The following is a 20,132-nucleotide window of genomic DNA, read 5'->3' on the forward strand; positions in this document are numbered from 1 at the left end:
GGGGCGAGCCGGGCAGTGGCCGCCAGGGCCAAGACGGAGGAAACCAACATGCCCGATGCACCCGCCGTGCCACTGAGCCTGAACCACCTGCCCACCGTGGCCGGGCTCGCCGTCCCGTGGATCACGCCCACACTGCCCGACGGCCGCCACCTCTTCGGGAAGGTGGACGCCTCGCGCCTGCGCGCCGCCCTCGACAAGTACCTCTGCTCGATCTGCGGCAAGCCGCTCGACGAGCGGATCGTGTTCGCCATGCGCGACGTCGACCTGCGGAGGCTTCTGTCGCCAGAGCCCGGCATGCACCCCGCGTGCGCGCACTACAGCGCGCTCGCCTGCCCCATGCTCGGCGGACGCATGGCCCGCTACGGCAGGGCTGTCGGGGTGGCCGCGGAGGTTGGGATCCCGCTGGGCGACCCCGGTAACGCGCGGGCCGGCCACGCGGCCGATCGGTATCACCTCGTGTGGGTGAACAGCTACCGGGTCGTGACGGACCCCGCCACTGACCTTCCATCGGCGCAGGTGATGCCCTGGCAGATCCTGCGCAGCCGGCCAATCGTCCGGCAGGAGGGCGCCTGACCGCTTCGGTCGGGCTCAGGGCGACCTGAGCCCGGCTGTGGCCGCCAGGGCCAAGACGAGGAGATTCGAGGATCATGAGCGACCAGGACGAGAACGAGCAGATCGTCAGGAACTTCCTGATGGGCGCAGCGCACACCCAGGCGGCCCTCCGCAGGCGGCGGGTCATCCTGTTCGTCGACGAGTCGATGCTCACCGAGCACGGCTACGAGCCGGTGTTCGTCGCCGAAGGCGAGACCGGCTGCTACCGCCAGGGCCGCGAGAACCACCAGCAGCCCTGGTACTTCGGGCACGACTTCAAGGTGGCCAAGCGGCTCGTCGACGAGGCAAACGAGCGCCTCGGTGTGTCACCCGAGGAGGCGCACCACATCGTGATGGCGTCGATGTTCCCCGGCTACCGGCCCTGACCGCCTCCGTCCGGACCGCGCCCGTCGCGCGGTCCGGCGCGGTGGCCGCCAAGGCCAAGAAGGGAGGGCACCATGCCCACGACACAGGACCTGATGGAGGCAGCCTTCAAGCGGCTGCGAGACAAGGGCATCACGCCGACGCTGGTGTTCGACCAGCGCGCCATGGTGCGCAGCGACTGTCTGGAGGCGTACGAGCGCGCCGCCCAGGTGGAGGGCAACCCCGGCAGGTGGGTGGGCGCATCCTTCACGGACGCCCAGTGGCGCAGCGGCATGCTGCACTACCGGGGCTCCCTGGACAGGGAGTGGCACCTGGTCCACAAGCTGCTCTTCAGCTTCCCCCGCAACGACCTCACGGTCCCGCGCGAGCTGCTGAACGCCCTCGCGGCCGAGAGGCTCCACGCGGAGTGGCAGTGCGAGGCGGCGTCAGCCGTCGAGGTGTGGCTGACCTGACGGGTTCCGTGGCCCACCCGGGGTGCGACCGGGTGGGCCGCGGTGGCCGCCAAGGGCCTGAGCGAGGAGGAGACATGGGCTTTCTGAGGGACTTCGAGCGTGGTGACCGGGTGTTCGTCGCCCAGGGCGTCGACGAGTGGCTCGGCATCGAGGTGGTGGGTGGCGACGCCGAGGAGGGCGTGGTGTACGGGCGCGTCCTGCTCACCAACGGCATCCCCGGCTACGAGAAGGGCGAAGTGATCCCGCTTGTCGAGGGCCTGCTCGCGTACCGCGAGCTGACCGTGGACGTACTACTGGCGCGCGAGGAGCGCGGCTGACCGATCGGGCCGCTTCGGTGGCGCCTGGGGCAACCCAGGCGCCGCAGTGGCCGCCCGGCCAACGAGGAACCGCATGAAGGAGCAAGACACATGTCCGGCCTGACCACCGTGGAATACGCAGCGCTCGATGGAGAGCAGCGCGCGCAGGCGCTCTCCGACGCCTTCCGTGAGCTGGAGAACGCGCAGTACACGCTCGCCCGGTACAAGGTGGCCGAGGCGGCGGGGCTGATCCGCCAGGAGTTCCCCGAGGCTCGCTGGGTTGCCTTTGAGCAGGGGCACGACGGCCTCGACGCCTCGACGATAATCCACCGGGTCTATGGGGACGGCGAACAAGCCGTGCTGTTCGACCTGGAAGAGGATGAGGATGGCGAGTTCCCCAACACGGCAGCCGAGGACTACCTGAGCGGCGCAGGCGAGGGAGGGTTCGACTTCCGCGAGCGGGGCGACCTGCTCTGGCTCGATCTGATCGAGCTGCGCTGACCGCCTCCGTTCCCGCCCGACTCTGGTCGGGCGGGCAGCGGTGGCCGCCAGAGCGACATGGAGGAGCGAGAGATGAAGGTGCTGGCAGCGACCAGGAGAGGTCAGGGCGAGCGCCCTGGGGACTTCTCGTGGACCAACGACGGAGAGCTGGTCTTCCCCGGGTTCGTGTGCGACGCAGACCTGGCCGACCCGGAGGGTGGCTGCGGCTGCGGCCGGGCGCTGATCGGGGTCGAGTCCGCGAAGGGGACGACCACCGCGGAGGTGGTGGAGCAGGACCTAACGTTCGAGCAGCTGACGGCCATCGTGGCCAAGGCGCTGACGGACCAAGGGTGGGGCGCTGAGGAGGGCGTGGCGGAGGCTGTCGCCGACGACATCGTGGGGCCGATAGCGGACCTGCCGGCCGGCACGATCGTCGGCCGCCGGCTCGACGAGCTGTCCGCCCGCTGAGACCTGACCGCTTCTGTGGCCGCTCCGGCGACCGGGCGGACCGCAGTGGCCGTCAGGGCCAGGACGAGGAGGACGAGATGCTGTACGGGGACGGGGTCGACATGACGAAGGTCATGTTCGGCGAGAACGCCAGGCACGTCGGCGCCTGGATGTACGTGCAGAACCAGGGCCCAAGCGTGGTGTCGTTCGTAGGGGGCTCGATGGCGCCTGCGGCGGCACGACACCCATTGCGGTTCGGGTCGGAGCGGACCCACCAGTTCGTCCTGGGCGAGCTGATCGTCCGGCCGCACCTGGTGATCGCCACCGACGCGCTGCGCGGTTCCGGGCTGGCCTCTCTGGCCACGAGCGACCACGACTTCGGGCGGATGCTGAGCAGCGGCGAGGTGCTGCTCGGCGACCCAGGCGCGGCTCGCTGGAACGCCGGGTGAGCGCGACGAGCGAGCGCCCCATCGACATGGGGTTGGGCACGTACGCCCTCGCGCCCGAGGGCACCAACGAGTACGACGAGACGTTCGAGCAGGCTTGGACGCGCCACCGGGCCAACCACCCGGAGGTGGCGGCGGTATGGGGGCAGCAGAACGGCCGGTGGCCGAAGTGTGTGTGCCCCCGGTGCGATCCGGAGCAGCGCCGGCCGCGGCCAAACATCCTCGTCGAGGGCGGCGACGACTGACCATGCCCGGCAAGAGCTGCCGTGCCAGAACGCAAGTTGCAGGAGGGGCACATGATCAGAAGTGTGGGCGACCTGAAGGCCGCGCTGGAGGAGTACGACGACGACACGGCGGTGGCGCTCGCGATCTCTCCCAGGCGCCCATTCGAGCACCGGCTCGACAGTGCCGAGGAAGCCATCGTCGACGGCAAGCACGTCTTGTACCTCGTCGACGGGGGGCAGAAGGACTACCTGCCCACCGAGGCCAGACAGGCGCTCAGCTGGTAGCCCGGCGACTTCCGTGGCCCTCAGGCGTGTCCTGAGGGCGTGCGGTGGCCGCCTGGCCAGAATCACCGACAAGGAAGAGGACAGGATGCGGATCAAGAAGCTGTTCGGCGTGGTCATGCTGGCCGGCGCCCTGGCCATCCCGACGGCCGCCGTGGCCGCCTGTGCGCCGACCGAGAAGACGAGCAACGGGGCGGCGGACTGCGACGTCGACGACCAGCGCGAACGCGACGAGGACTGCGGCTACTACGACGAGGCCGGCATCTGGGTCTGGTACCCCTGGGTCGTCCAGGGCCAGGACTCGAAGCCGCCGAAGGGTTGGAAGGCGCCGAAGATCAAGATCGGCACTCAGCCGACGGGCAAGGCGACGGGGTCGCGCACCTCGGGCGCCTCGACGCAGAAGCAGACGAGCACCACTACGCGGTCGAACACGACCAGCACGCGGCAGTCCACGACGGGCGGCAGCCGCACCTCCGGGGGGTCTCTCGGTGGCGGTGGCCGTCGGCGCTGACGCCTTCTGTCGCGCCTCGCGCTTCCGCGCGGGGCGCGGCGGTGGGCGCCAGAGCGCGGAGAATGCAGCCAGACGAGGAGGAGGTGACGATGGGGGACGTTATCCACGAGACGCGCATCGGCGCCGTGTCGCCGGTGAGCGGCGAGTACGTGGAGTCGGTGCTGGTGTGGGCGGACCGCCCCTACAGCACCTGCGACCGGTGCGGACAGCCGGTGCCCACGGTGGAGTCGGCGCCGGCGATCGCGAACCCGCTGGGGTCGGCGATGGCGGTCAGCCAGCAGCACGGCTGCGGCGAGTGGCTGAGCGTGTTCTGGACCGAGCTGCCGGGCGACGCCACGGTGGAGCAGATCACCCAGGCCAAGCACGACCTGCTGCGGCGATACCGAGCGGCGATCGAGGAGCGCACCGAGGAGATTCGCGCCGCGCTGGCTGCCGACCTGACCGAGATGCTCGAACTGTCGCCGGATGAGCGGTACTGCACGGGCTCGGAGGTGGAGCCGGGCATTTACCAGGAGTCGGGCGGCTACCTCAAGGCTGGCCCCTGGGTGGCCTGGGCGTACGCCCCGGTGGGCGGCGACGCGATCACGGTGTACGAGGAGGACCTGGGCAAAGGTCCGGCGAGGTAGCTGGCGCTTTCCGTCCGGCCCGGACGCGTTCCGGGCCGGGGCGGTGGCCGCCAGGGCCAAGGAGGAGGAAGGCAGATGGCTGGAGGCAAGAGGTACACGGTCGTGCAGCACAGCGGCTTCGGCTACTCGGGCAAGTGCGAGTTTCAGCGGGGACTGGAGCCGGTAGCGGTCGGCAAGGGCTCCGAGGACCGGGTGCGCCGGGCCGGCGGGGTCCTGTTCGACGGATACGCGCAGGCTGACCAGTTCGCCAGGGTGGAGATGTACCCGAAGGGGCACGTCGGCCTCCTGCCGGCCGCCCCGGGTGAGTTCGCCAGAAGCGAGGTTCAGGGGCTGCGTGTCTACGTGCCGACCAAGAAGTCCTGACCGCTTCTGCCCCACCCGGCCGCGCCGGGTGGGGTGGTGGCCGCCAGGGCCAGCCGCGGCGATCGGCCGCGGACCCCGAAGGGACGCGACGTGGCAAAGATCAAATACGAGGACTGGAGTCCGACGGCTGCGGTCCGCAGCGAGATCCGGCGGGCGGAGATGATCTGCCGGGAGTTCGCCGCGCAGGGCTACGACCTGACCCTGCGTCAGTTGTACTACCAGTTCGTCTCCAAGGACTGGATACCGAACACCCAGCGGTCGTACGACCGGCTGGGCAGCATCATCAACAAGGCCCGCATGGCGGGCATGCTGGACTGGGACTACATCGTGGACCGCACCCGCAACCTGCGCGCCAACTCGCACTGGGAGAACCCGGACTCGATCATCGACTCCGCGGCGTACAGCTTCCAGGTCGACAAGTGGGCCGACCAGCCACGGCGGGTCGAGGTGTGGGTCGAGAAGGAGGCCCTCGCCGGCATCGTCCAGCGGGTGGCCAACCAGCATGACGTGGCCTGGTTTTCCTGCCGGGGCTACGTCTCGCAGAGCGAGCTGTGGGGCGCCGCGCGGCGCCACCTGCGCTACATCCAGGACGGGCAGGGTGTGACCGTACTACACCTGGGCGACCACGACCCGTCGGGCATCGACATGACCCGGGACATCAAGGACCGGCTGGAGAAGTTCCTCAACCAGGACTGGCTCGACGAGCACGCCCACGAGTTCGAGGGGGACTCTGTGTGGATCGCCGAGATCCGCCGGTCGATGCGCGAGCACGTCTCGGGCGACCCGATCGAGGTGCGGCGCATCGCGCTGAACTACGACCAGGTGGAGGAGTACGACCCGCCGCCGAACCCGGCGAAGTTGACGGACTCCCGCGCCAAGGGGTACATCGCCCAGCACGGCTACGAGTCGTGGGAGCTGGACGCGCTGGACCCGTCGACGCTGGCCGCGCTGATCACCGAGCACATCGAGGGGCTGCGCGTCGACGACCTGTATGAGCGCAGCCGGGCGATCGAGGACGAGCACAAGCGGCTGCTGGCCGAGGCGTCGAGCCGCTGGCCGGAGGTTGTCGAGTTCCTGCGGTCCTGACGGATTCGGTCCCGCCCGGACGGCGTGCCGGGCGGGGCGGTGGCCGTCAGGGCCAATCCGAGGGCGCCCCGTTGCCTGGGTGCGTCTCCTCGTCTACCTTGGATGCATTAAATAAACCTGGAGGCACGATGAGTAACGAGATGTGCGCTCAGGAGGAAGTACCCCGCACCCGAACCCGCTACCGGCCGGCACCGGGAGAGCCAATGCCCGAGCAGCCGGCGCCGGTGCACCGCCCCGGCGCGACAGCAGGCCGGGTGGCGGTCGCGGTCGTGATGGCCCCGGCAGTCATCGCCGGCGCGATGGCCTACGGCATCGTCGGCGCGCTTGTCGCGCTCGCGGTAGCCGCCGCGGCGGTGGCGCACGTCCAGCCGAACGCGCGACGGGGACGGCCGCGGTGAACCTCAACGACTACGACTCGCGCGACGATGTCGCGGCGCTGATCGCCGACCCGCCGCTGCAGCCGCAGGCGATCACCAACTACATGATCCGTTCCAGGCCAGGCGGAAGGTACGCCAGCGACCCCTTCCCGCCACCGACGGCCTACTACAGCCGCGGCAAGGTGGAGGCCATCGACCCGGAGACCTTCTACACCGCCAAGGACCGGCCGAACCGACGCGGCAAGACACCGCTGTGGCATCACAAGCTGCGTTCGGAGATCCGAGAATGGCACGCCAGGGTCCTCGGCGGAGGGCGCCCCGGCGCACGCAAGAGCGCCACAGGAGGTGAGCGACAGTGAGCGACCTCAGCTTTTTTCAGGTCGAGGTACCCGAATTGGAACCCGGCGGGCCGATGCGACTGTGGGCGCTGCGCGGTCCAGCCGGGGCGGTTAGCGTGGTGGCCCGCTTACTGCGGGGCGACGATCGAGCGCCCGAGGGGATGACGGTCGAGGCCCCGGACGGTGTGCGACTACTGCCGACGATCCTCGCGATCCATCGTCGGCCGCGCCCGGGGGAGGTCGACGTCCAGGATCCGTGCCACGCCCTGGATGGGCCCTGCGTCGCTGCCGGGCACTCCTTTCTCGCTGCAGATCGGGTGCTGAACGAGTGGGCCGCCAGTGGCCACGACGACGGAGTGATCCGAAGTGAGCTGGAGGGCTGGTACGAGAGCTACCTTCCACGCTCGAACTGATCGGCCCGCTTCTGTCCGGCCCGCACTCGCGGGCCGGCGCAGTGGCCGACCGGCCAGAGCCAACAGCAACCCGAGGAGAGTCGTGGAGCTGATCCTGACCCTGAACTGCGACGGCACGACCGTCAGAATCCCCATCCAGCCCGGCGATGAGCCGCAGGCCGTCGCACACGTCTACTTCCAGCCGATGACCGTCGAGCTGATCCCCGACTGCGAGGAGACCGACTACGACCACCGCGGCGACTGCGACGGCCAAACCCGGCGCCGCCAGGTGATCCACCAGGGCGCCTACGGCCACGCCAGGGGCGAGGGTGTCTACCTCTGCACCCTGCACGGTCGGCAGGCCGCTCGCCGCGGCGAGGTCGAGGCGCTGTGAGGCGCGCCAGAATCCCCGCGCACGTCGTGGAGGCATGGTCGGTTCTGCCCGACCGGCAGTGCCCCTGCCGGTGTGGACAGCGGGCGAAGATCGTCTGCGAGGACGGCTGGCGCGACATCGGCAGCTGGCTGTCCGACGAGGTGAGCAAGGCGCCGCTGGACATGGACCTGCTTACCCAGGTCCTCATCTACTGGTCGCCGGCCAGCGAGCGGGGCGCCCCGCAGGAGCAGTACGACGCCGAGTGCGACCGACTGGAGGCGGAGCTGGACTTGATCCTGCTCCACATCATCCCCGAGGAGCTGCGGTCCTGACCGACCCGCTTCCGTCCGCCCCGGGCTACCCGGGGCGGCGCGGTGGCCGACCGGCCAGAGAAATCGAAGATCGAGAGGGCACGAGGCATGGACCGTTCTGTCGACCCTGACCGCAACCCCGAGTGGAGCCGCGAGGGCGAGCCGCCGGCCGAGCCAGCGCACTGGACGATGCCCGAGTGGATGGAGCCCTACCGGGACCTCATCGTCAATACCGGTGGGAACGAGGTCGAGGAGCTGATCAACGACCTGAATACGGACAGGCGGATGATGCGTACCAACGTCGTCCGGTTTTCGCTCGCCGTGGCCGTCAGGAGTCAGGTTTCCCTGCTGGCCGGGCTGCGCGAGGCCGGGCTGCTGAGGAGGGAGTCGCAGTGAAACTGATCCTGACTATCGATGGACGCGGCGATGTGCGCGTCAAGACCGAGGGGAACGCCGAGTTCTTCACCATCACCCCCGGCACGACGCTCAACACGTACGCAACCGTCACGTCGACGCTTCCTGGCTTGGCGACTTTCGACGGCCGGGACGTGGATGCCGCGGTCGAGCGGTGCGTGGAGCTGCTCGGCTTGTGGCTGCGCGAGCACATCGGCGGGCGCGTCCCGATCGAGGTCGTTGACCGGCGGGGTCAGGGCCCGGCCACCTGAGCGCCTGGCCGCTCCTGCCGGGCTGGTCTCGCACCAGCCCGGCGGTGGCCGCCAGGGCCAGGACCAGGAGGACCGAGAGATGAAGAGCAAAAGGATGACCGCGATCGTGGTCGTCGCGGCGGGGCTGGCCGCTGGCGCGGCCGGGTGCAGTAGCGCCAGCTACGACGAGCGGCGCGCGTATCTGGACAAGACAGCGCAACGGGGCGTGGAGGCGCACCAGCGCATGGCGGCCCAGGGCGGGCAGATCGACGAGAAGCGGTGCCGGCGGGCCTTCTTCGCACTGGCGCTGGACGACCTGCCCGGCGTCGATGTCGGCAGTCACGGGGATTGGCAGCGCGAGGTGGAGCAGACCTTCATCGACAGCTGTCGGTCGGGCACGGCGGCCTCGGCGTCGCCGAGCACGCTGGTGGCCCCTACGGCGTGACGCGGTAGACCGGGCGGACCTGGTCTGCGGGCATGACGATGTCGGCGGTCTCCACGCGGAGGTCGCCGACGGTCATCCAGCGGGCGATGACGGTGACCCGGGAGACGCCGGGGATCATCAGCGCTGCCGCCTCGGCCTCGGTCGCCAGTCGGCAGTGCGGGCTCTCCCAGATCTCGTCGACATGGATGCCGGCGGCTGCCAGTTGCGCGACGTTGTCGCCGGCCTTCGCGGCACCGAACATGTCCTCGCGCCCGTCGACCAGCTCCAGTGGAATGTGGCTGGTCTCCAGGCGTCGCGGACGGTCGTCGACGTAGTGGACCGAGCGCTGCCAGAGCAGCGGCGTCCCGACCTCGACGCGTAGCCGCTCGGCGAGGTCGGCCGTGGCGGGGCTGCGGTCGACGTTGTAGACGGTGAGGCGGTCGCCCCAGCCGGCGCGGTACCGGTCCGGACCGAGTTCCTGCACGGGTTGCCGGGCGCGGACCTGGGTGCCGCGGCCGACGATCGTCTCGATGAGCCCCTCGGCGCGCAGTGTTTCGAGGGCCCTCTGGAGGGTGCCTCGGGCGACTCCGTACTCCTCGGCGAGCGTGACTTCGCCCGGGAGCGTGAACCCGGCGGGCAACTCGCCCGACTCGATGCGGCTCCGGAGGGAGTCGGCGATCTGCCGGTAACGAGCGGGGTCCGCAGGCGACATGGTGATCACGGTACCGCCTCTTCTGCAAGGGCCCGGGCTGGCCGCTTCGAACACGACAGCAGACTCTAGCCCGAATAGTCAGATCTGACTAGACAGATTGGCATAGACAGGAGTACGGTGCCCCCATGATCGACGCGATGAGGCCGGCCTCTGAGGCCACGAGGCCACGAGGCCACGAGGCCGCCGATGGGGCCAACGAGGCCGCAACGGTGGGCCAGGATGAGGCCGGCCCCCGTGAGGCCGACGAGGCCTCGACGGCGAGGCCGACTGAGGCCGCCGCTTCGGCCGGCCTCAACGGGGCCGACCCCATGAGGCCAGGAGCCGTGAGGCAGGCCCCCGCCTTCAAGGCCTCGCGCACGGCCAGCAACATCGCCGCGCGAGGCCAGCGGGCCATCGCTGAGGCCGAGGCCGAGGCCATCCGCCTCAGGGCCCACACCGAGCAGAAGGTGACCGTTGAGGCCACCAAGGCGAGGCAGGCTGAGGCCCGCGAGGCCAAGAGGCTGGCCCGCAAGGAGGCCAGGCGCGCGGCGATGCGTGAGGCCGTGGCCCGCACCCTTGGGGCCGCCGGCCGCGCCGTGACCTACGCCCGGGAGCACGCCGACTCGGTGTACTCGATGGGCATCTACGGGGCTGCGGTTGGCGTGGCGGGCACCTCTCAGGCGCAGGTCGCACACGACCTGTTCGACTGGTCGTGGCCGCGCGCCATCGGCGGCGCGGCGTTCATTGAGGGCCTGGCCCTGGCGTTCGCCCTCACCGCCCACAAGCAGCGCATGCAGGGCGAGAAGGCGTTCCTGCTGCGCGGCCTGACGGCCACCGCGGCGGGCTTCGGTGCCTGGGTCAACTACACCGCCCACGCCGGCGACCCCAGCCTGGAACCCTGGGTCGCCCAGGTCATGGGCGTCGTCCTGGCCGCCTCCTCGATCGCCGGCATCGTCCTGTGGGAGATGCGGACCAACGCCCGTACCCGCAAGGAGCTGCGCAAGGCGGAGAAGAAGGCCGCGCCGAAGGCGAGCCTGGGCCTTGACCTGGCGCTTCGCTACCCGGGCACCGCGTTCTGGGCCTGGTCTGCGATGGTCGCCCGACCGTGGGTGCGCAACCGTGCCGAGGCCATCCGGGTCGGCGCCGAGATGCGGGCCGAGCGGGCCGAGAGGATCGCTCGGAAGAAGCAGCGTCGCCAGGTCGCGCGAGCCAACGCGATCCTGCGCAAGGCCGCGGCGAAGGCCGCGGTGAAGGCCGGCAAGAAGGGTGACGCCGGCCTCGCGCTGACGCACCTGGCCCGCGTGGCCGAGGTCGGCTCGGAGGCCTTCGCGGGGCAGCCGGCCCTTGAGGCCAGCCCGGCCACTGGGGCCGGCCTCACCATCGACGGCAGCCTCGTCCCGGCCGGCCTCGCAGCCTCTGAGGCCAACGCTCAGCCCCGGCCTCACGAGGCCAGCCCGGCCTCGACGGCCCCACTCTCGCGGCCTCGGCCCCATGAGGCCGGCCTCGCCGGCGTGGCCTCGCCGGCCCCGGCCTCGCGGCCTCAGTCCCCTGAGGCCGGCCTCAGGGTGCTGGCCTCGCCGGCCTCTGGTCTCATGCCTCAGCCTCACGAGGCCGGCCTCGCGGGCGGTGGGGCCGGCGAGGCCGGCGCGGGGACCGATGGGGCCAGCGGCCCCGGGGCCTCGTCGGCTGAGGCCTCGGCCTCACACGGCGGGGCCGGTGAGGCCGAGGTGGGCGACCTGAGGGCCGCGCGCAACCGCCACGACTCGCGGGTCAACGAGCTGGACCTCATGTTCCCGGACTGCATCCCGAGCCGGAACAAGGTGAAGGCGCTGGTGAAGCTGATGACCGCAGCGGGCGAGCCGCCGCTCAATGCCTGGACCAGCAACCGGGACATCGACAACGCGATCAAGGCCCTCCGCGAGCGCCGCTCGCGGGCTGCCTGAGCAGGGAGGACATGAGATGAAGGAGGAGATGGCAATGCCGACGGCAATGCCGTTACGGGCGAAGGTGTACACCCTGATCTGGGCCGTGCTGACCTTCGGGACCCTCGCCAGCAACGCCATCCACGTGGCGGTGCGCGGGTGGTCCTGGACGGTTGGAGCGTCGAGTCTGCTGCTGCTGGCGGCGCTGGCCCTCTGGGTCCACGCGACGGTTCTCCGCCGGTCCCGAAACCGGGCCTGAGCTGCGAAAACGTAGAGGAGAGCATCTGATGCGACAGGAAGACGAGGACGAGGCGGGGCGGATGCTCAGCGAGCGACGGCCGTACTACGTCCAGCCCTACTACCTGGGCAAGCGGCACGCCGAGCCCATCCTCGTCACCTTCGCCCTCGGCGACGACCGGGAGGTAGCCGAGGTCCTCGCGGGAGTGGCCGCGCGCAATCAGCGCGACCTCAGCAAGGACGTGGGCCAGTACGAGATCGAGGTGTACGAGCCGCGGTTCCGCCGCGGCAAGGTTCGGTTCGGCCAGTGGGTCACGCGGTGCGCGGCCCGTGCACAGGCGAGGAGGGGTCGTGTCGGTCACCACTGAGATGGCAATGCCATATGGCAACGCCACCGATGGCCGCGCTGAAGATCAGCACAGGTCGGAGGTGGTGATCAAGGCGCAGGGGGCAATGGAGCGCCGTGGCACCGTGGCGCGGGGCGTCGTTGAGAACGTCCGCCAGGCGTGGCTGTTCGCGCTCGCGCCGACGCCCGTCCAGAAGCTGCTGGACCGCCTGCGGAACCCGACGGTCCCCGGCGACAACGCTGCGCTGAAGCTGCTCTACCGGGTCTTCCTGGTGTCGTGGGCCATCCCGCTGACGCTCGCTTTTTACGGTCTCGCCTCAGCGCAGCAGCACCCATCTCGGGCGGTCGTCGTCAACGGCGTCCTGGTGGGACTGGCCGTGCTCTGGCTGAGCTGAGCGCTCCTGGCTTCTTCTCTCGCCGTCCGGGCTTCGGATCGGACGGCGGGGGTGGCCGCCAGGGCCAGATCAGGCGCCGCCGACTGGCGGCGTCGACCACGACATCGGAAGGATCACCATGGTCATCACGAGCGGCTTCCTCGTCTGGCTGACGCTGGCCGCCGTCGGCCAGCACTATGGACCGAAGATCAACCGCGGCCGGGAGAAGTGGCAGAAGGCGTACCTCTGGGCGTCGTACTTCGGGGCGCTCATGGCCGGGGCGGCGATGGTCGACACGACCCTCGGCGACTGGGCCGCGGCCATCTCCGGCTCGTTCCCGCTTCTCGGCTGGCCGCCGGTCATCATCATGATCGCCGTCATCGCCAAGGACGTCGGCGCCGACCGGACCCCGAACATCCCGGCGTGCGTCTGCACCGTGCTGCTGTGGTCGTGGACCGTCGGCCTCGGCGGCGCACTCGGCAACGGCCTGCAGAACATCGCCACGTTCCTGAACAACCTCAGCGGCAGCCTCAACGCCAACCTGTTCGGCTGACCGAGATGCCGTTCCTGCTCTGCTTCATCATCGCGGCCGTCGTGACCGAGGGCGTCAAAGAGGCCCTCGGCCTCGGCCGGGACACCGCCAGAAAGGCCTGGGAGAAGTCCTGGGACCGCGCGGCGGAGTCCTCGCGCCAACTGCGGGAGGCCACCGACCGGCGGCTGCGGGCGATGCGCGGCCACCGGGTCGGCAAGTACGCGGCGTTCGGCGTGGCCGCCAGCTCGTGGGCGGCGCGCCTGGCCGGCCGGGCCGGCGGCCGGGGCCTGCTCTTCGGGGCCCGGGCCACTGGGGCGACCGTCCGGGCGCTGCTGCTCGGCACGGCGGCCGTGGCCGGCGCGGCCTACCGCGGCGGCCGACGCGGCCTGGTCACGGGAGCCGGCTGGTACGAGAGCTACGCAGCCAAGCGCGGAAAGGCTCCGTCCGGCCGGGCGGCACGACTGATCGACCGCCTGAAGGACCGCGCCAGCACGGTGGACAGCTCCGCCACCGAGCGCCCGACCACCCAGCCGCCGGCGGCACCGACGCCGCCGGTCGACGAACCGCCGACGGCCCGGCCAATGCCGGGCCCGACCAACCCCGACCCGACCACCACCTCCGCGCCGGCGGCCATCGCTGACGCCGGACCCGTTCTTGAGGGAGAGATCGTGACCACTCCGACTGACACCGCGCCGGCCCTGGGTGCAAGCCCCGAGGTGCTGGGCCATGAGACGGCCATCGCCAACCTGCAGGCGCGCATCGAGCAGGCGAACCGCGCTGCGGAGATCGCCCAGATGATCGAGAACCTCCAGGGCGAGCTGAGCGGCATCGCCAACGACATGGCCGGCGGGCAGCAGCTGCTCACCGACCAGATCGGCGCGCTCGGCGTCACCGCGCCGAACATGGCGACCGCCGTGGAGCAGCTGCTCCTGGTGGCCGCCGCGGCCTCGCCGGACCTGATGCTCCAGACGCAGGAGGCCCTCAGCGACGTCAGCGCGGGCCTACAGGCCGACATCGACGATCTGCAGGCCCGCTTCGGTCACGCACACGAGACCGTCGTCAGCGAGGGCATCAACCCCGCCTACCTCGCGGGCTGACCGCTTCCGTGGCCGCCCGGGTGACCGGGCGGTGCGCGGTGGCCGCCAGGGCCAAGAGAACCCCCGAGTAGCACGGAGAGGAACCATGGCATCCACCAGCACCCGCGCCCGCCGGCAGCCCGGCGAGGCCGCCGACAAGCGCGAGGCGCCGGCCGACCGGAAGCCGGACTCCGAGGAGGAGGCGACGCCCACCGCCCCGCTGCTGCCGTACGCCGAGATGGGCCAGCGCCTTCGCGGCGGGGTCGAGGTCCTGTCCGCCGCCGCGGTGACCGCCGCGGCCGGCCAGGTCGTCTACCAGAACCACGCCGCGATGTACGCGGCGATGGCCGTGCCGGTGTTCGGCGTGGCCGCGTGGAAGCTGTCGCCGAAGCTGATCGACAAGACCCTGGCCCGAGTGGAGGGGAAGCAGACCGCCGAGGCGATCGAGGCCGGCGAGCCGGAGGCCCTCACCCGCCGGGAGCGCATCCGCCGCGCGGTCGCTGCGGCCACCGCAGCGGCGACCGGCTGGGTGGCTGCCGCCGGCACGGTGGGACTTGAGCCCCATACCCTCGGCGGCAAGGTCACCATCACCGCCGGTGCGCTGCTGACGATGCTGGCCGGGGTGCCATACCTGCGTTTCCACCGCTTCGAGGCGATCCCGCCAGCGAAGCCGAAGCCCGACCCCCGGCCTGAGCCCGAGCCCGAACCGGAGCCCGAACCGGAGCCCGAGCCGGCCCCGTTCGGCTGGGCCGTCGAGGTCGCGAAGAAGGTCGCCATCTGGACCACCGCGGTCGCGCTGACCGCTGGCGCGCTACCTGGCACCCACCTGGTCGAGCACACCGTCGAGGAGATCAAGGGCGGCTGGCGCGCCACGATCGCCTCCGACCTGCCGGGCACGGTCAAGCCGAGCAAGTTCGTGCAGGCCGCTGAGCAGGTCGCTGGCGCCTACGAGGTCGACATCCCCGACGTGTCGATCGAGCTGATGCCTGGCAACGCCAGCCAGGCGATCCTGACCGTACAGAAGGAGAACCCGCTCGCGGCGATCCAGCACTGGCAGGGACCGGAGGCCACTTTCGACGTCGAGACTGGCGTGGCCCACATCGGCCTGCACGCCGACGGGGAGCTGGTGCGCTACCGCTTCTGGTCCACTGGCGGCGCCTGGCACGACCTGATCTCCGGAGCGACGGGCTCTGGCAAGTCGGAGCTGGTCAACCTCCTGCTGGCCCTGGAGCGCCACGCCACGGTGCTGGTGCCCGAGGAAGTCGACGGCGAGACGAAGATGGTCAAGAAGGGCCTGATCGTCTCCCGGGTCATCGACCCGCAGTTCGGCCAGAGCTTTGGCGACTGGCAGGACTACGTCGACTGGTTCGCCCACCACCTCGACGAGGCGCGGATCCTGCTGCAGAAGACCGAGCGGGAGATGTTCGCCCGCAACCGGGCCTTCGGCCGGCAGAAGTGGTACGACGAGGAGCGCAAGGTCTGGCGGCGGGGCCAGAAGAACTGGAAGCCCACGCCCGAGCTGCCGATGATCGTGATCACGATCGACGAGGCGCACATGATCCTCAAGGATCCTGAGTGCAAGCGGATCGTGGCAATGCTCGGCAAAATGGGCCGCAAGGTCGGCATCAAGCTGCGCCTGATCACGCAGGTTCCGCTGCTGACCGAGCTGGGCGGCGACATGGCCATCCGCGACGCGGTCGCCGGCGGCAACGTGATCGTCTTCCGCACCGCCAACGCCCTGTCCGGCCAGGTGGCGTTCAACGGCACCCTGCCGGCCGCCCCGCACCAGCTGCCGCGCGAGTGGCCGAAGGGCAAGTGCCGGCCGGGCGAGGAGACCACCGCAGGCATCGGCTACGTGCTGGGCGCGGCGTCCCGGTCGTCGATCATGCGCGCGTTCTACCCGGGCGAGGCGATCGACTGGATCTACCGCGACGGCAAGCTCTACGGCACGCCGGGCGTGCTCGACGCGCTGACCCGCCGCTCCGGCACCGGCTACGAGGACCGCCTGGAGCGACTGGAGGCCATGGACAACGGCGACCTCGACAGCATCCCGCTGCCGCAAATGGGCGAGCAGGACGGCCGGCCGTGCCGCCTGATCGTGCTGGAGCGCCTCCTGGAGGCCGATAACCACACCCTGCCCCGGCAGAAGCTGCTGGACCTGGTGAAGAGCCACAGCAGCCGCATGGTCGGCAAGGTCCTCACCGACCTACGGAGGGCCAAGTGGACCGAGCCCGGCGAGGAGTCTGGCTCCCACAAGCTCACCGAGGCGGGCATCGCGGGCGCCATGGATGAGCTGGCCCAGGCCGCCGAGCAGGAGGCGGCGGCACAGGCCGAGACCGAGGAGCTTGTCGACGCGTAGCTGGCCGCCTCCGTCGCCGCCGGGCCCCACGTCCGGCGGCGGCGGTGACCGCCAGGTCACCGAACCCCAAAACAATGGGAGCGAGAGAAACATGACCACGACCACGTACCCCCCGCGCGAGCACCTCCTGCACGGCGTGCCGGCGAAGGTGATGGGCGACATCGCCCTGCTGCGCGCCCACGACGCCCTGCTGGGCATGAGCGAGCCGGAGCCGCACCCCGAGCGGCCCGGCGAGATCGTCGTCAAGGTCCTGGCGGACCCCCGGATCGCGGTGCCGATCAGCGCCCCGTCCGCCGCGGTCGCCCTGCGCGAGCGTCCGACGCCGGCTCGGGCTGTGCCGCTGCGCCACCCGGCCGCCAGGCCGGGCTGGTCGGCGAGGCGCAAGCTGACGGTCGCCGGCGGCGCCGTCCTGGCTGCCTCCGCCCTGCTCGGGTGGCTGGTCAGCCAGCTGCTGGCGCTGGACCTGCAGCAGATGGCCGCCACCGCGCTGGGCGCCGCGGCGGTGCTGGCCTTGATCGCCGGCATGGTCCGCAAGGCCACCGGCCACTCTCCGGTCTGCGTCGGCCTGCACTGCTCGGGCTGCTCGGGCCACTGACGACTTCCGTGGCACCCCGGACCGCCGGGGTGCTCGCGGTGGCCGCCGGGGCCTGATCGAGAAGGGGGTCCGAAAGTGGGACAGGAGAAGGGCGAAACAACCTACGTCATGCTTGCAGGCGACTGCGGGCCAATGACTCGCACGAGCTACATCCCGACGGAGGATGAGCGGAACGACTTCCAGGCGTGCGCCTGGCGCTACCGGATTCACTATCGGTACCGCACGACGACCAGCAAGGCTGACGGCTGGAGCGAAATGGGGTACCCCACCCAGATGAAGGACGAGTACCTGGCGAGCTTCGTCGAGATTCACGAGCAGTGGCTGTCGGAGACGCCTTCGGCCGGCGGGGAGCGGCTGATTGCGGGTTCGGTGGAGGTCGTGAGGTACGAAGCCATCGCCTGACCGCTTCTGCGGCCGTCCGGGCGACCGGGCGGACCGTGGTGGCCACAACAAATCGGGCCCGGATCCACGGTGGATCCGGGCCCGCTTGGCCGACGGCGCAGCTATGCCATCGACGGTTCTCGGCGCTTGCGCGGCTGCTTCGGGCGCCACTCGAAGCCGGACTTGCGCCGCAGCTCTCCGAGGGCGTTGGCCCAGCCTCGCCAGTCGGAGCCGTTGGTGTCGCCCGGCAGGTTGCACAGCACTTCGTCTCCGCGCAGTACCTGCAGATGGTTGCCCCGGCTCCGCCGGAGTCTCAGACCGTAGTCCTTCATCGCGTCGAACAGCCGACTCTTCTCGCTGGGCCCCATGTTCACGTTGCTCATCTCCCCTGGTCGCTGGCGATGCCCGGATTCCGCCGTGCATCACCTTGTCTCACTCCGTCTAGCACTGTACCGTACGCTCTGGTACATAGAAAGACGAGATCAAGACAAGCGAGGGAGCCGATGAGCGCCGTCGAGACGATCCCGGCAGCCGCGGTGCACGAAGATGCGGCCCGCCACCGTGGGCGGCAGATCTCCACCCCGTACGGGTGGCGGATCATCCGAGACATCCGCCGGGCCCCCGACCCGGACTCCGCCGTGATCGTCGAAGTCGCCTCCGACGTCGACTCCTACGAGGCCCTGATCTTCTGGCCCGAGCGGCTGGTGCTGCTGCGCGACGACGCCCTGGAGACCGGCAACTGCTTCGGCGTCTACACCCGAGGCCAGGTCGTCGAGACCCACCGGCTGCGCGAGCACGCCCACCTGAGCCTCGTCGACCGCGAACCCGGCTTCGCCACCGTCGTGGTCATCTGTCCGGTCCACCCGCACTACCTCGCCGAGGAGTGCAGCGAATGCGGCCCCGAGCACCTGGAAGCGGTGCTCGCCGCCGAGGACTACTCCGACGACGACCTGCTCGACGAGGAGCGGCGCACCTGCCACCACTGCCGCGCCTGGGCCCCCGACGAGCACCTCGACACCGCCCGACACAAGGCGTTCGTCGCCCGCGCGTTCAACCTCTCCGCGCTGCCCCGCAGCGCCTGACCCCCGAAGGACGAGCCATGAAGACCTACCGCCTGTACGGTGCCTTCCTCACCCGCACCGTCGCCGAGGCCATCGGCGCCCCCGCCCACGTCAACCAGGGCGACGTGATCATCGTGGCCGACACCAAGCACAGCGCGCTGGAAATGGCCCTCGGCCGCAAGATCATGGCCACGATGCGCGACCCCAACTTCCGGGTCGCCCACGGCAACGACGTCGACGCCCTGCGCGCCGCCCAGATGCTGGAGCGCCCCACCGTGCTGGCCCACGGCAGCCCGGCCTACGGCTACGTCGTCGACATCGCCGCAGACGGCACGGCCCGCCGCATCGGCCGCCTCGCTGGCGGAGTCTTCGTACGCGTTGACGAGAACCCGTCGTGACCGCGCGAGCCCGCACCCCCCGCTACAACCCCGACCTGCGCCGCCACTCCTGGGAGAAGCTGCGCGAGCACCACAAGCGGTGCCAGTTCTGCGGCATCCACGTCGAGAACAAGCCGGGCAGCCACCGCGCCGAATGGCACCAGGAGTGGACCTGGCCCGACGGCCGAGTGGGCAACACCGAGTGGAGCACCAACAAGAAGCTGCCCACCTGCCCCGGGCCGACCGGCACCGAGATCACCTCGCTCGCCACGACCACTGCCTAACCGGCCCGCTTCCGTCCAGCCCGCACCTCGCGGGCCGGCGCGGTGGCCGTCCGGCCAGAGCCACCGACGAGAGGTCACCACCATGACGCAGATTGGCGCACGCGTCCTCGCCGTGCGCAACACCACCGACGACACCGTCTACGCCTACGGCTACGGCGTCTACGTCGGCGACCACCCCCGCCCCGGCTGGACCATCGACGACGAGGACCGAGCGATGGCTGAGCGGTCGATTCGCCGCCACGACGCCACGCCGGCCTGGGATCCTGCCGCCCACTTCAACCAGAAGGCGGCCGACGGAGAGATGACCCAGGCCGAGGCCGATCAGTACACCGCCGAGGCCATCCAGCGCAGGGCCGAGGAGCGAGCCAGACCAATGGCCGAGCGGATCGACAGCCTCCTGCACTCTCTCTCCCTCAACCCGAAGATCGTGCTCGACGACGATGCCGGCGTCGTCTGGGGCATGGAGTGCTGGTGGGGCGCGGCCGACGACCAGCGGTGGGCCCGGGTCTTGGAGTCTCGCCAACTCGTCACCGTCCCGGCCCCCCATCCGCCGGAGAGGCAGCCCCTGCCGGCGGCGCAGGCCAAGGCCCAGGAGGTCTGAGATGGGCTCGTACTGCAGGTTCTGCGATCGGCGGTGCTTCGTCCTGCGCGTCCTCCGCGACGGCCGGTCGATGGCGCTCGCCACCTGCGCGCGAGGAATGGCGCACGACCGCCAGAAGTGCGGGCAGGACCACACCACAGCGCTCAATCCGGCCACCGACCAGGCCGCAATCCAGCGGCTCCTCGCGGAGATCGCCGAGCTGAAGGAACTCGCCCGCTCGGCAACCAACCCCACCTGACCGCCGCGCTT

At 70.6% G+C, this 20,132-nt stretch carries 37 protein-coding genes; 35 read left to right on the forward strand and 2 right to left on the reverse strand.

Going from position 1 to position 20,132, the window contains the following annotated elements:
* The first annotated feature begins 48 nt into the window (after positions 1-48).
* The 21 genes from ACGF5G_RS08800 to ACGF5G_RS08900 all read left to right on the forward strand — a co-directional run bounded on the left by ACGF5G_RS08800 (position 49) and on the right by ACGF5G_RS08900 (position 9,068).
* Positions 49-573: a hypothetical protein gene (locus ACGF5G_RS08800; RefSeq protein WP_393260374.1), complete on the forward strand. Its 525-nt coding sequence runs from the start codon at positions 49-51 to the stop codon at positions 571-573.
* A gap of 74 nt (positions 574-647) precedes the next feature.
* Positions 648-977, forward strand: coding sequence for a hypothetical protein (locus ACGF5G_RS08805; protein ID WP_393260376.1), 330 nt, complete (start codon positions 648-650; stop codon positions 975-977).
* 72 nt (positions 978-1,049) lie between these two features.
* Entirely contained in the window at positions 1,050-1,427 is a 378-nt protein-coding gene (locus tag ACGF5G_RS08810; RefSeq protein WP_393260379.1) for a hypothetical protein, read from the forward strand.
* 74 nt (positions 1,428-1,501) lie between these two features.
* The gene (locus ACGF5G_RS08815) at positions 1,502-1,744 is read left to right on the forward strand and encodes a hypothetical protein (protein WP_393260382.1); all 243 of its coding nucleotides are present in this window, start codon (positions 1,502-1,504) and stop codon (positions 1,742-1,744) included.
* Between the two features lie 90 nt (positions 1,745-1,834).
* Positions 1,835-2,224 carry a hypothetical protein gene (locus ACGF5G_RS08820; protein ID WP_393260384.1) on the forward strand — a complete coding sequence of 130 codons (390 nt, stop codon included), beginning with the start codon at positions 1,835-1,837 and terminating at the stop codon, positions 2,222-2,224.
* Between the two features lie 72 nt (positions 2,225-2,296).
* The gene (locus ACGF5G_RS08825) at positions 2,297-2,671 is read left to right on the forward strand and encodes a hypothetical protein (RefSeq protein ID WP_393260387.1); all 375 of its coding nucleotides are present in this window, start codon (positions 2,297-2,299) and stop codon (positions 2,669-2,671) included.
* A gap of 77 nt (positions 2,672-2,748) precedes the next feature.
* Positions 2,749-3,099 carry a hypothetical protein gene (locus ACGF5G_RS08830; protein ID WP_393260390.1) on the forward strand — a complete coding sequence of 117 codons (351 nt, stop codon included), beginning with the start codon at positions 2,749-2,751 and terminating at the stop codon, positions 3,097-3,099.
* Positions 3,096-3,341, forward strand: a complete 246-nt coding sequence (locus ACGF5G_RS08835; protein WP_393260393.1) for a hypothetical protein — start codon at positions 3,096-3,098, stop codon at positions 3,339-3,341. Before ACGF5G_RS08830 ends, ACGF5G_RS08835 begins: the two co-directional genes overlap by 4 nt.
* A 51-nt stretch (positions 3,342-3,392) precedes the next feature.
* Positions 3,393-3,605 (forward strand): hypothetical protein, encoded by a 213-nt coding sequence (locus tag ACGF5G_RS08840; RefSeq protein WP_393260396.1) that lies wholly within the window; start codon positions 3,393-3,395, stop codon positions 3,603-3,605.
* An 85-nt stretch (positions 3,606-3,690) separates the two neighbouring features.
* Positions 3,691-4,113, forward strand: coding sequence for a hypothetical protein (locus tag ACGF5G_RS08845; RefSeq protein WP_393260399.1), 423 nt, complete (start codon positions 3,691-3,693; stop codon positions 4,111-4,113).
* Positions 4,114-4,202: 89 nt separating this feature from the next.
* Positions 4,203-4,739, forward strand: coding sequence for a hypothetical protein (locus ACGF5G_RS08850; RefSeq protein ID WP_393260402.1), 537 nt, complete (start codon positions 4,203-4,205; stop codon positions 4,737-4,739).
* A gap of 75 nt (positions 4,740-4,814) precedes the next feature.
* Positions 4,815-5,102, forward strand: coding sequence for a hypothetical protein (locus ACGF5G_RS08855; RefSeq protein WP_393260405.1), 288 nt, complete (start codon positions 4,815-4,817; stop codon positions 5,100-5,102).
* A 90-nt stretch (positions 5,103-5,192) separates the two neighbouring features.
* Positions 5,193-6,188, forward strand: coding sequence for a hypothetical protein (locus tag ACGF5G_RS08860; RefSeq protein ID WP_393260408.1), 996 nt, complete (start codon positions 5,193-5,195; stop codon positions 6,186-6,188).
* A 203-nt stretch (positions 6,189-6,391) separates the two neighbouring features.
* Positions 6,392-6,586 carry a hypothetical protein gene (locus ACGF5G_RS08865; RefSeq protein ID WP_393260411.1) on the forward strand — a complete coding sequence of 65 codons (195 nt, stop codon included), beginning with the start codon at positions 6,392-6,394 and terminating at the stop codon, positions 6,584-6,586.
* Positions 6,583-6,924 (forward strand): hypothetical protein, encoded by a 342-nt coding sequence (locus tag ACGF5G_RS08870; RefSeq protein ID WP_393260414.1) that lies wholly within the window; start codon positions 6,583-6,585, stop codon positions 6,922-6,924. The genes ACGF5G_RS08865 and ACGF5G_RS08870 overlap by 4 nt, the downstream gene beginning before the upstream one ends.
* Positions 6,921-7,316, forward strand: a complete 396-nt coding sequence (locus ACGF5G_RS08875; protein WP_393260417.1) for a hypothetical protein — start codon at positions 6,921-6,923, stop codon at positions 7,314-7,316. Before ACGF5G_RS08870 ends, ACGF5G_RS08875 begins: the two co-directional genes overlap by 4 nt.
* An 82-nt stretch (positions 7,317-7,398) precedes the next feature.
* Positions 7,399-7,689, forward strand: a complete 291-nt coding sequence (locus ACGF5G_RS08880; RefSeq protein WP_393260419.1) for a hypothetical protein — start codon at positions 7,399-7,401, stop codon at positions 7,687-7,689.
* The gene (locus ACGF5G_RS08885; RefSeq protein ID WP_393260421.1) at positions 7,686-8,000 is read left to right on the forward strand and encodes a hypothetical protein; all 315 of its coding nucleotides are present in this window, start codon (positions 7,686-7,688) and stop codon (positions 7,998-8,000) included. Before ACGF5G_RS08880 ends, ACGF5G_RS08885 begins: the two co-directional genes overlap by 4 nt.
* Positions 8,001-8,087: 87 nt before the next feature.
* Positions 8,088-8,375: a hypothetical protein gene (locus ACGF5G_RS08890; protein ID WP_393260424.1), complete on the forward strand. Its 288-nt coding sequence runs from the start codon at positions 8,088-8,090 to the stop codon at positions 8,373-8,375.
* Positions 8,372-8,644, forward strand: a complete 273-nt coding sequence (locus ACGF5G_RS08895) for a hypothetical protein (protein WP_393260427.1) — start codon at positions 8,372-8,374, stop codon at positions 8,642-8,644. Before ACGF5G_RS08890 ends, ACGF5G_RS08895 begins: the two co-directional genes overlap by 4 nt.
* 94 nt (positions 8,645-8,738) lie before the next feature.
* On the forward strand, positions 8,739-9,068 hold the full coding sequence (locus tag ACGF5G_RS08900) for a hypothetical protein (protein WP_393260429.1): 330 nt from the start codon (positions 8,739-8,741) through the stop codon (positions 9,066-9,068).
* Here ACGF5G_RS08900 and ACGF5G_RS08905 read toward each other — a convergent pair.
* Positions 9,058-9,759, reverse strand: a complete 702-nt coding sequence (locus tag ACGF5G_RS08905) for a GntR family transcriptional regulator (protein ID WP_393260431.1) — start codon at positions 9,757-9,759, stop codon at positions 9,058-9,060. The two genes, ACGF5G_RS08900 and ACGF5G_RS08905, sit on opposite strands and share 11 nt — an antisense overlap.
* A gap of 125 nt (positions 9,760-9,884) precedes the next feature.
* On the opposite strand from ACGF5G_RS08905, the gene ACGF5G_RS08910 reads away from it, so the two are divergent.
* The 9 genes from ACGF5G_RS08910 (at position 9,885) to ACGF5G_RS08950 (ending at position 17,581) form a co-directional block, all read left to right on the forward strand.
* Positions 9,885-11,681: a DUF2637 domain-containing protein gene (locus tag ACGF5G_RS08910; RefSeq protein WP_393260434.1), complete on the forward strand. Its 1,797-nt coding sequence runs from the start codon at positions 9,885-9,887 to the stop codon at positions 11,679-11,681.
* Positions 11,682-11,697: 16 nt separating this feature from the next.
* Positions 11,698-11,919 carry a hypothetical protein gene (locus tag ACGF5G_RS08915; protein ID WP_393260436.1) on the forward strand — a complete coding sequence of 74 codons (222 nt, stop codon included), beginning with the start codon at positions 11,698-11,700 and terminating at the stop codon, positions 11,917-11,919.
* 28 nt (positions 11,920-11,947) lie between these two features.
* A complete protein-coding gene (locus ACGF5G_RS08920) occupies positions 11,948-12,265 on the forward strand; it encodes a hypothetical protein (protein WP_393260439.1) in 318 nt (105 codons plus the stop codon).
* Positions 12,249-12,638: a hypothetical protein gene (locus tag ACGF5G_RS08925; protein WP_393260441.1), complete on the forward strand. Its 390-nt coding sequence runs from the start codon at positions 12,249-12,251 to the stop codon at positions 12,636-12,638. The genes ACGF5G_RS08920 and ACGF5G_RS08925 overlap by 17 nt, the downstream gene beginning before the upstream one ends.
* A gap of 118 nt (positions 12,639-12,756) precedes the next feature.
* Positions 12,757-13,170: a hypothetical protein gene (locus ACGF5G_RS08930; protein ID WP_393260444.1), complete on the forward strand. Its 414-nt coding sequence runs from the start codon at positions 12,757-12,759 to the stop codon at positions 13,168-13,170.
* A gap of 5 nt (positions 13,171-13,175) precedes the next feature.
* Positions 13,176-14,246 carry a hypothetical protein gene (locus ACGF5G_RS08935; protein ID WP_393260447.1) on the forward strand — a complete coding sequence of 357 codons (1,071 nt, stop codon included), beginning with the start codon at positions 13,176-13,178 and terminating at the stop codon, positions 14,244-14,246.
* Positions 14,247-14,331: 85 nt separating this feature from the next.
* Positions 14,332-16,584: a hypothetical protein gene (locus ACGF5G_RS08940; RefSeq protein ID WP_393260450.1), complete on the forward strand. Its 2,253-nt coding sequence runs from the start codon at positions 14,332-14,334 to the stop codon at positions 16,582-16,584.
* Positions 16,585-16,675: 91 nt separating this feature from the next.
* A complete protein-coding gene (locus tag ACGF5G_RS08945) occupies positions 16,676-17,179 on the forward strand; it encodes a hypothetical protein (protein ID WP_393260453.1) in 504 nt (167 codons plus the stop codon).
* A gap of 75 nt (positions 17,180-17,254) precedes the next feature.
* Positions 17,255-17,581: a hypothetical protein gene (locus ACGF5G_RS08950; protein WP_393260456.1), complete on the forward strand. Its 327-nt coding sequence runs from the start codon at positions 17,255-17,257 to the stop codon at positions 17,579-17,581.
* 101 nt (positions 17,582-17,682) lie between these two features.
* Here the strand turns inward: ACGF5G_RS08950 and ACGF5G_RS08955 are convergent, their stop codons facing one another.
* Entirely contained in the window at positions 17,683-17,943 is a 261-nt protein-coding gene (locus ACGF5G_RS08955; RefSeq protein WP_393260458.1) for a hypothetical protein, read from the reverse strand.
* A gap of 120 nt (positions 17,944-18,063) precedes the next feature.
* On the opposite strand from ACGF5G_RS08955, the gene ACGF5G_RS08960 reads away from it, so the two are divergent.
* The 5 genes from ACGF5G_RS08960 to ACGF5G_RS08980 all read left to right on the forward strand — a co-directional run bounded on the left by ACGF5G_RS08960 (position 18,064) and on the right by ACGF5G_RS08980 (position 20,121).
* A complete protein-coding gene (locus tag ACGF5G_RS08960; protein WP_393260460.1) occupies positions 18,064-18,642 on the forward strand; it encodes a hypothetical protein in 579 nt (192 codons plus the stop codon).
* Between the two features lie 17 nt (positions 18,643-18,659).
* On the forward strand, positions 18,660-19,019 hold the full coding sequence (locus ACGF5G_RS08965) for a hypothetical protein (RefSeq protein ID WP_393260463.1): 360 nt from the start codon (positions 18,660-18,662) through the stop codon (positions 19,017-19,019).
* Entirely contained in the window at positions 19,016-19,282 is a 267-nt protein-coding gene (locus ACGF5G_RS08970) for a hypothetical protein (protein ID WP_393260466.1), read from the forward strand. The genes ACGF5G_RS08965 and ACGF5G_RS08970 overlap by 4 nt, the downstream gene beginning before the upstream one ends.
* A gap of 82 nt (positions 19,283-19,364) precedes the next feature.
* Positions 19,365-19,883, forward strand: a complete 519-nt coding sequence (locus ACGF5G_RS08975) for a hypothetical protein (RefSeq protein WP_393260469.1) — start codon at positions 19,365-19,367, stop codon at positions 19,881-19,883.
* Between the two features lies 1 nt (position 19,884).
* Positions 19,885-20,121, forward strand: coding sequence for a hypothetical protein (locus ACGF5G_RS08980; protein ID WP_393260472.1), 237 nt, complete (start codon positions 19,885-19,887; stop codon positions 20,119-20,121).
* The last annotated feature ends 11 nt before the right edge of the window (positions 20,122-20,132 follow it).

Source organism: Micromonospora sp. NPDC047730, from assembly GCF_043204765.1.
In the GTDB taxonomy this organism is placed as follows: domain Bacteria; phylum Actinomycetota; class Actinomycetes; order Mycobacteriales; family Micromonosporaceae; genus Micromonospora.

Coding starts and splice junctions, on each gene's coding strand:
- ACGF5G_RS08840 (WP_393260396.1), top strand. CDS start 3,393: ATGATCAGAAGTGTGGGCGACCTGAAGGCCGCGCTGGAGGAGTACGAC.
- ACGF5G_RS08935 (WP_393260447.1), top strand. CDS start 13,176: ATGCCGTTCCTGCTCTGCTTCATCATCGCGGCCGTCGTGACCGAGGGC.
- ACGF5G_RS08810 (WP_393260379.1), top strand. CDS start 1,050: ATGCCCACGACACAGGACCTGATGGAGGCAGCCTTCAAGCGGCTGCGA.
- ACGF5G_RS08890 (WP_393260424.1), top strand. CDS start 8,088: ATGGACCGTTCTGTCGACCCTGACCGCAACCCCGAGTGGAGCCGCGAG.
- ACGF5G_RS08900 (WP_393260429.1), top strand. CDS start 8,739: ATGACCGCGATCGTGGTCGTCGCGGCGGGGCTGGCCGCTGGCGCGGCC.
- ACGF5G_RS08805 (WP_393260376.1), top strand. CDS start 648: ATGAGCGACCAGGACGAGAACGAGCAGATCGTCAGGAACTTCCTGATG.
- ACGF5G_RS08960 (WP_393260460.1), top strand. CDS start 18,064: ATGAGCGCCGTCGAGACGATCCCGGCAGCCGCGGTGCACGAAGATGCG.
- ACGF5G_RS08945 (WP_393260453.1), top strand. CDS start 16,676: ATGACCACGACCACGTACCCCCCGCGCGAGCACCTCCTGCACGGCGTG.
- ACGF5G_RS08915 (WP_393260436.1), top strand. CDS start 11,698: ATGAAGGAGGAGATGGCAATGCCGACGGCAATGCCGTTACGGGCGAAG.
- ACGF5G_RS08955 (WP_393260458.1), bottom strand. CDS start 17,943: ATGAGCAACGTGAACATGGGGCCCAGCGAGAAGAGTCGGCTGTTCGAC.
- ACGF5G_RS08820 (WP_393260384.1), top strand. CDS start 1,835: ATGTCCGGCCTGACCACCGTGGAATACGCAGCGCTCGATGGAGAGCAG.
- ACGF5G_RS08930 (WP_393260444.1), top strand. CDS start 12,757: ATGGTCATCACGAGCGGCTTCCTCGTCTGGCTGACGCTGGCCGCCGTC.
- ACGF5G_RS08910 (WP_393260434.1), top strand. CDS start 9,885: ATGATCGACGCGATGAGGCCGGCCTCTGAGGCCACGAGGCCACGAGGC.
- ACGF5G_RS08855 (WP_393260405.1), top strand. CDS start 4,815: ATGGCTGGAGGCAAGAGGTACACGGTCGTGCAGCACAGCGGCTTCGGC.
- ACGF5G_RS08980 (WP_393260472.1), top strand. CDS start 19,885: ATGGGCTCGTACTGCAGGTTCTGCGATCGGCGGTGCTTCGTCCTGCGC.
- ACGF5G_RS08940 (WP_393260450.1), top strand. CDS start 14,332: ATGGCATCCACCAGCACCCGCGCCCGCCGGCAGCCCGGCGAGGCCGCC.
- ACGF5G_RS08905 (WP_393260431.1), bottom strand. CDS start 9,759: ATGTCGCCTGCGGACCCCGCTCGTTACCGGCAGATCGCCGACTCCCTC.
- ACGF5G_RS08865 (WP_393260411.1), top strand. CDS start 6,392: ATGCCCGAGCAGCCGGCGCCGGTGCACCGCCCCGGCGCGACAGCAGGC.
- ACGF5G_RS08800 (WP_393260374.1), top strand. CDS start 49: ATGCCCGATGCACCCGCCGTGCCACTGAGCCTGAACCACCTGCCCACC.
- ACGF5G_RS08920 (WP_393260439.1), top strand. CDS start 11,948: ATGCGACAGGAAGACGAGGACGAGGCGGGGCGGATGCTCAGCGAGCGA.
- ACGF5G_RS08845 (WP_393260399.1), top strand. CDS start 3,691: ATGCGGATCAAGAAGCTGTTCGGCGTGGTCATGCTGGCCGGCGCCCTG.
- ACGF5G_RS08830 (WP_393260390.1), top strand. CDS start 2,749: ATGCTGTACGGGGACGGGGTCGACATGACGAAGGTCATGTTCGGCGAG.
- ACGF5G_RS08965 (WP_393260463.1), top strand. CDS start 18,660: ATGAAGACCTACCGCCTGTACGGTGCCTTCCTCACCCGCACCGTCGCC.
- ACGF5G_RS08825 (WP_393260387.1), top strand. CDS start 2,297: ATGAAGGTGCTGGCAGCGACCAGGAGAGGTCAGGGCGAGCGCCCTGGG.
- ACGF5G_RS08975 (WP_393260469.1), top strand. CDS start 19,365: ATGACGCAGATTGGCGCACGCGTCCTCGCCGTGCGCAACACCACCGAC.
- ACGF5G_RS08850 (WP_393260402.1), top strand. CDS start 4,203: ATGGGGGACGTTATCCACGAGACGCGCATCGGCGCCGTGTCGCCGGTG.
- ACGF5G_RS08815 (WP_393260382.1), top strand. CDS start 1,502: ATGGGCTTTCTGAGGGACTTCGAGCGTGGTGACCGGGTGTTCGTCGCC.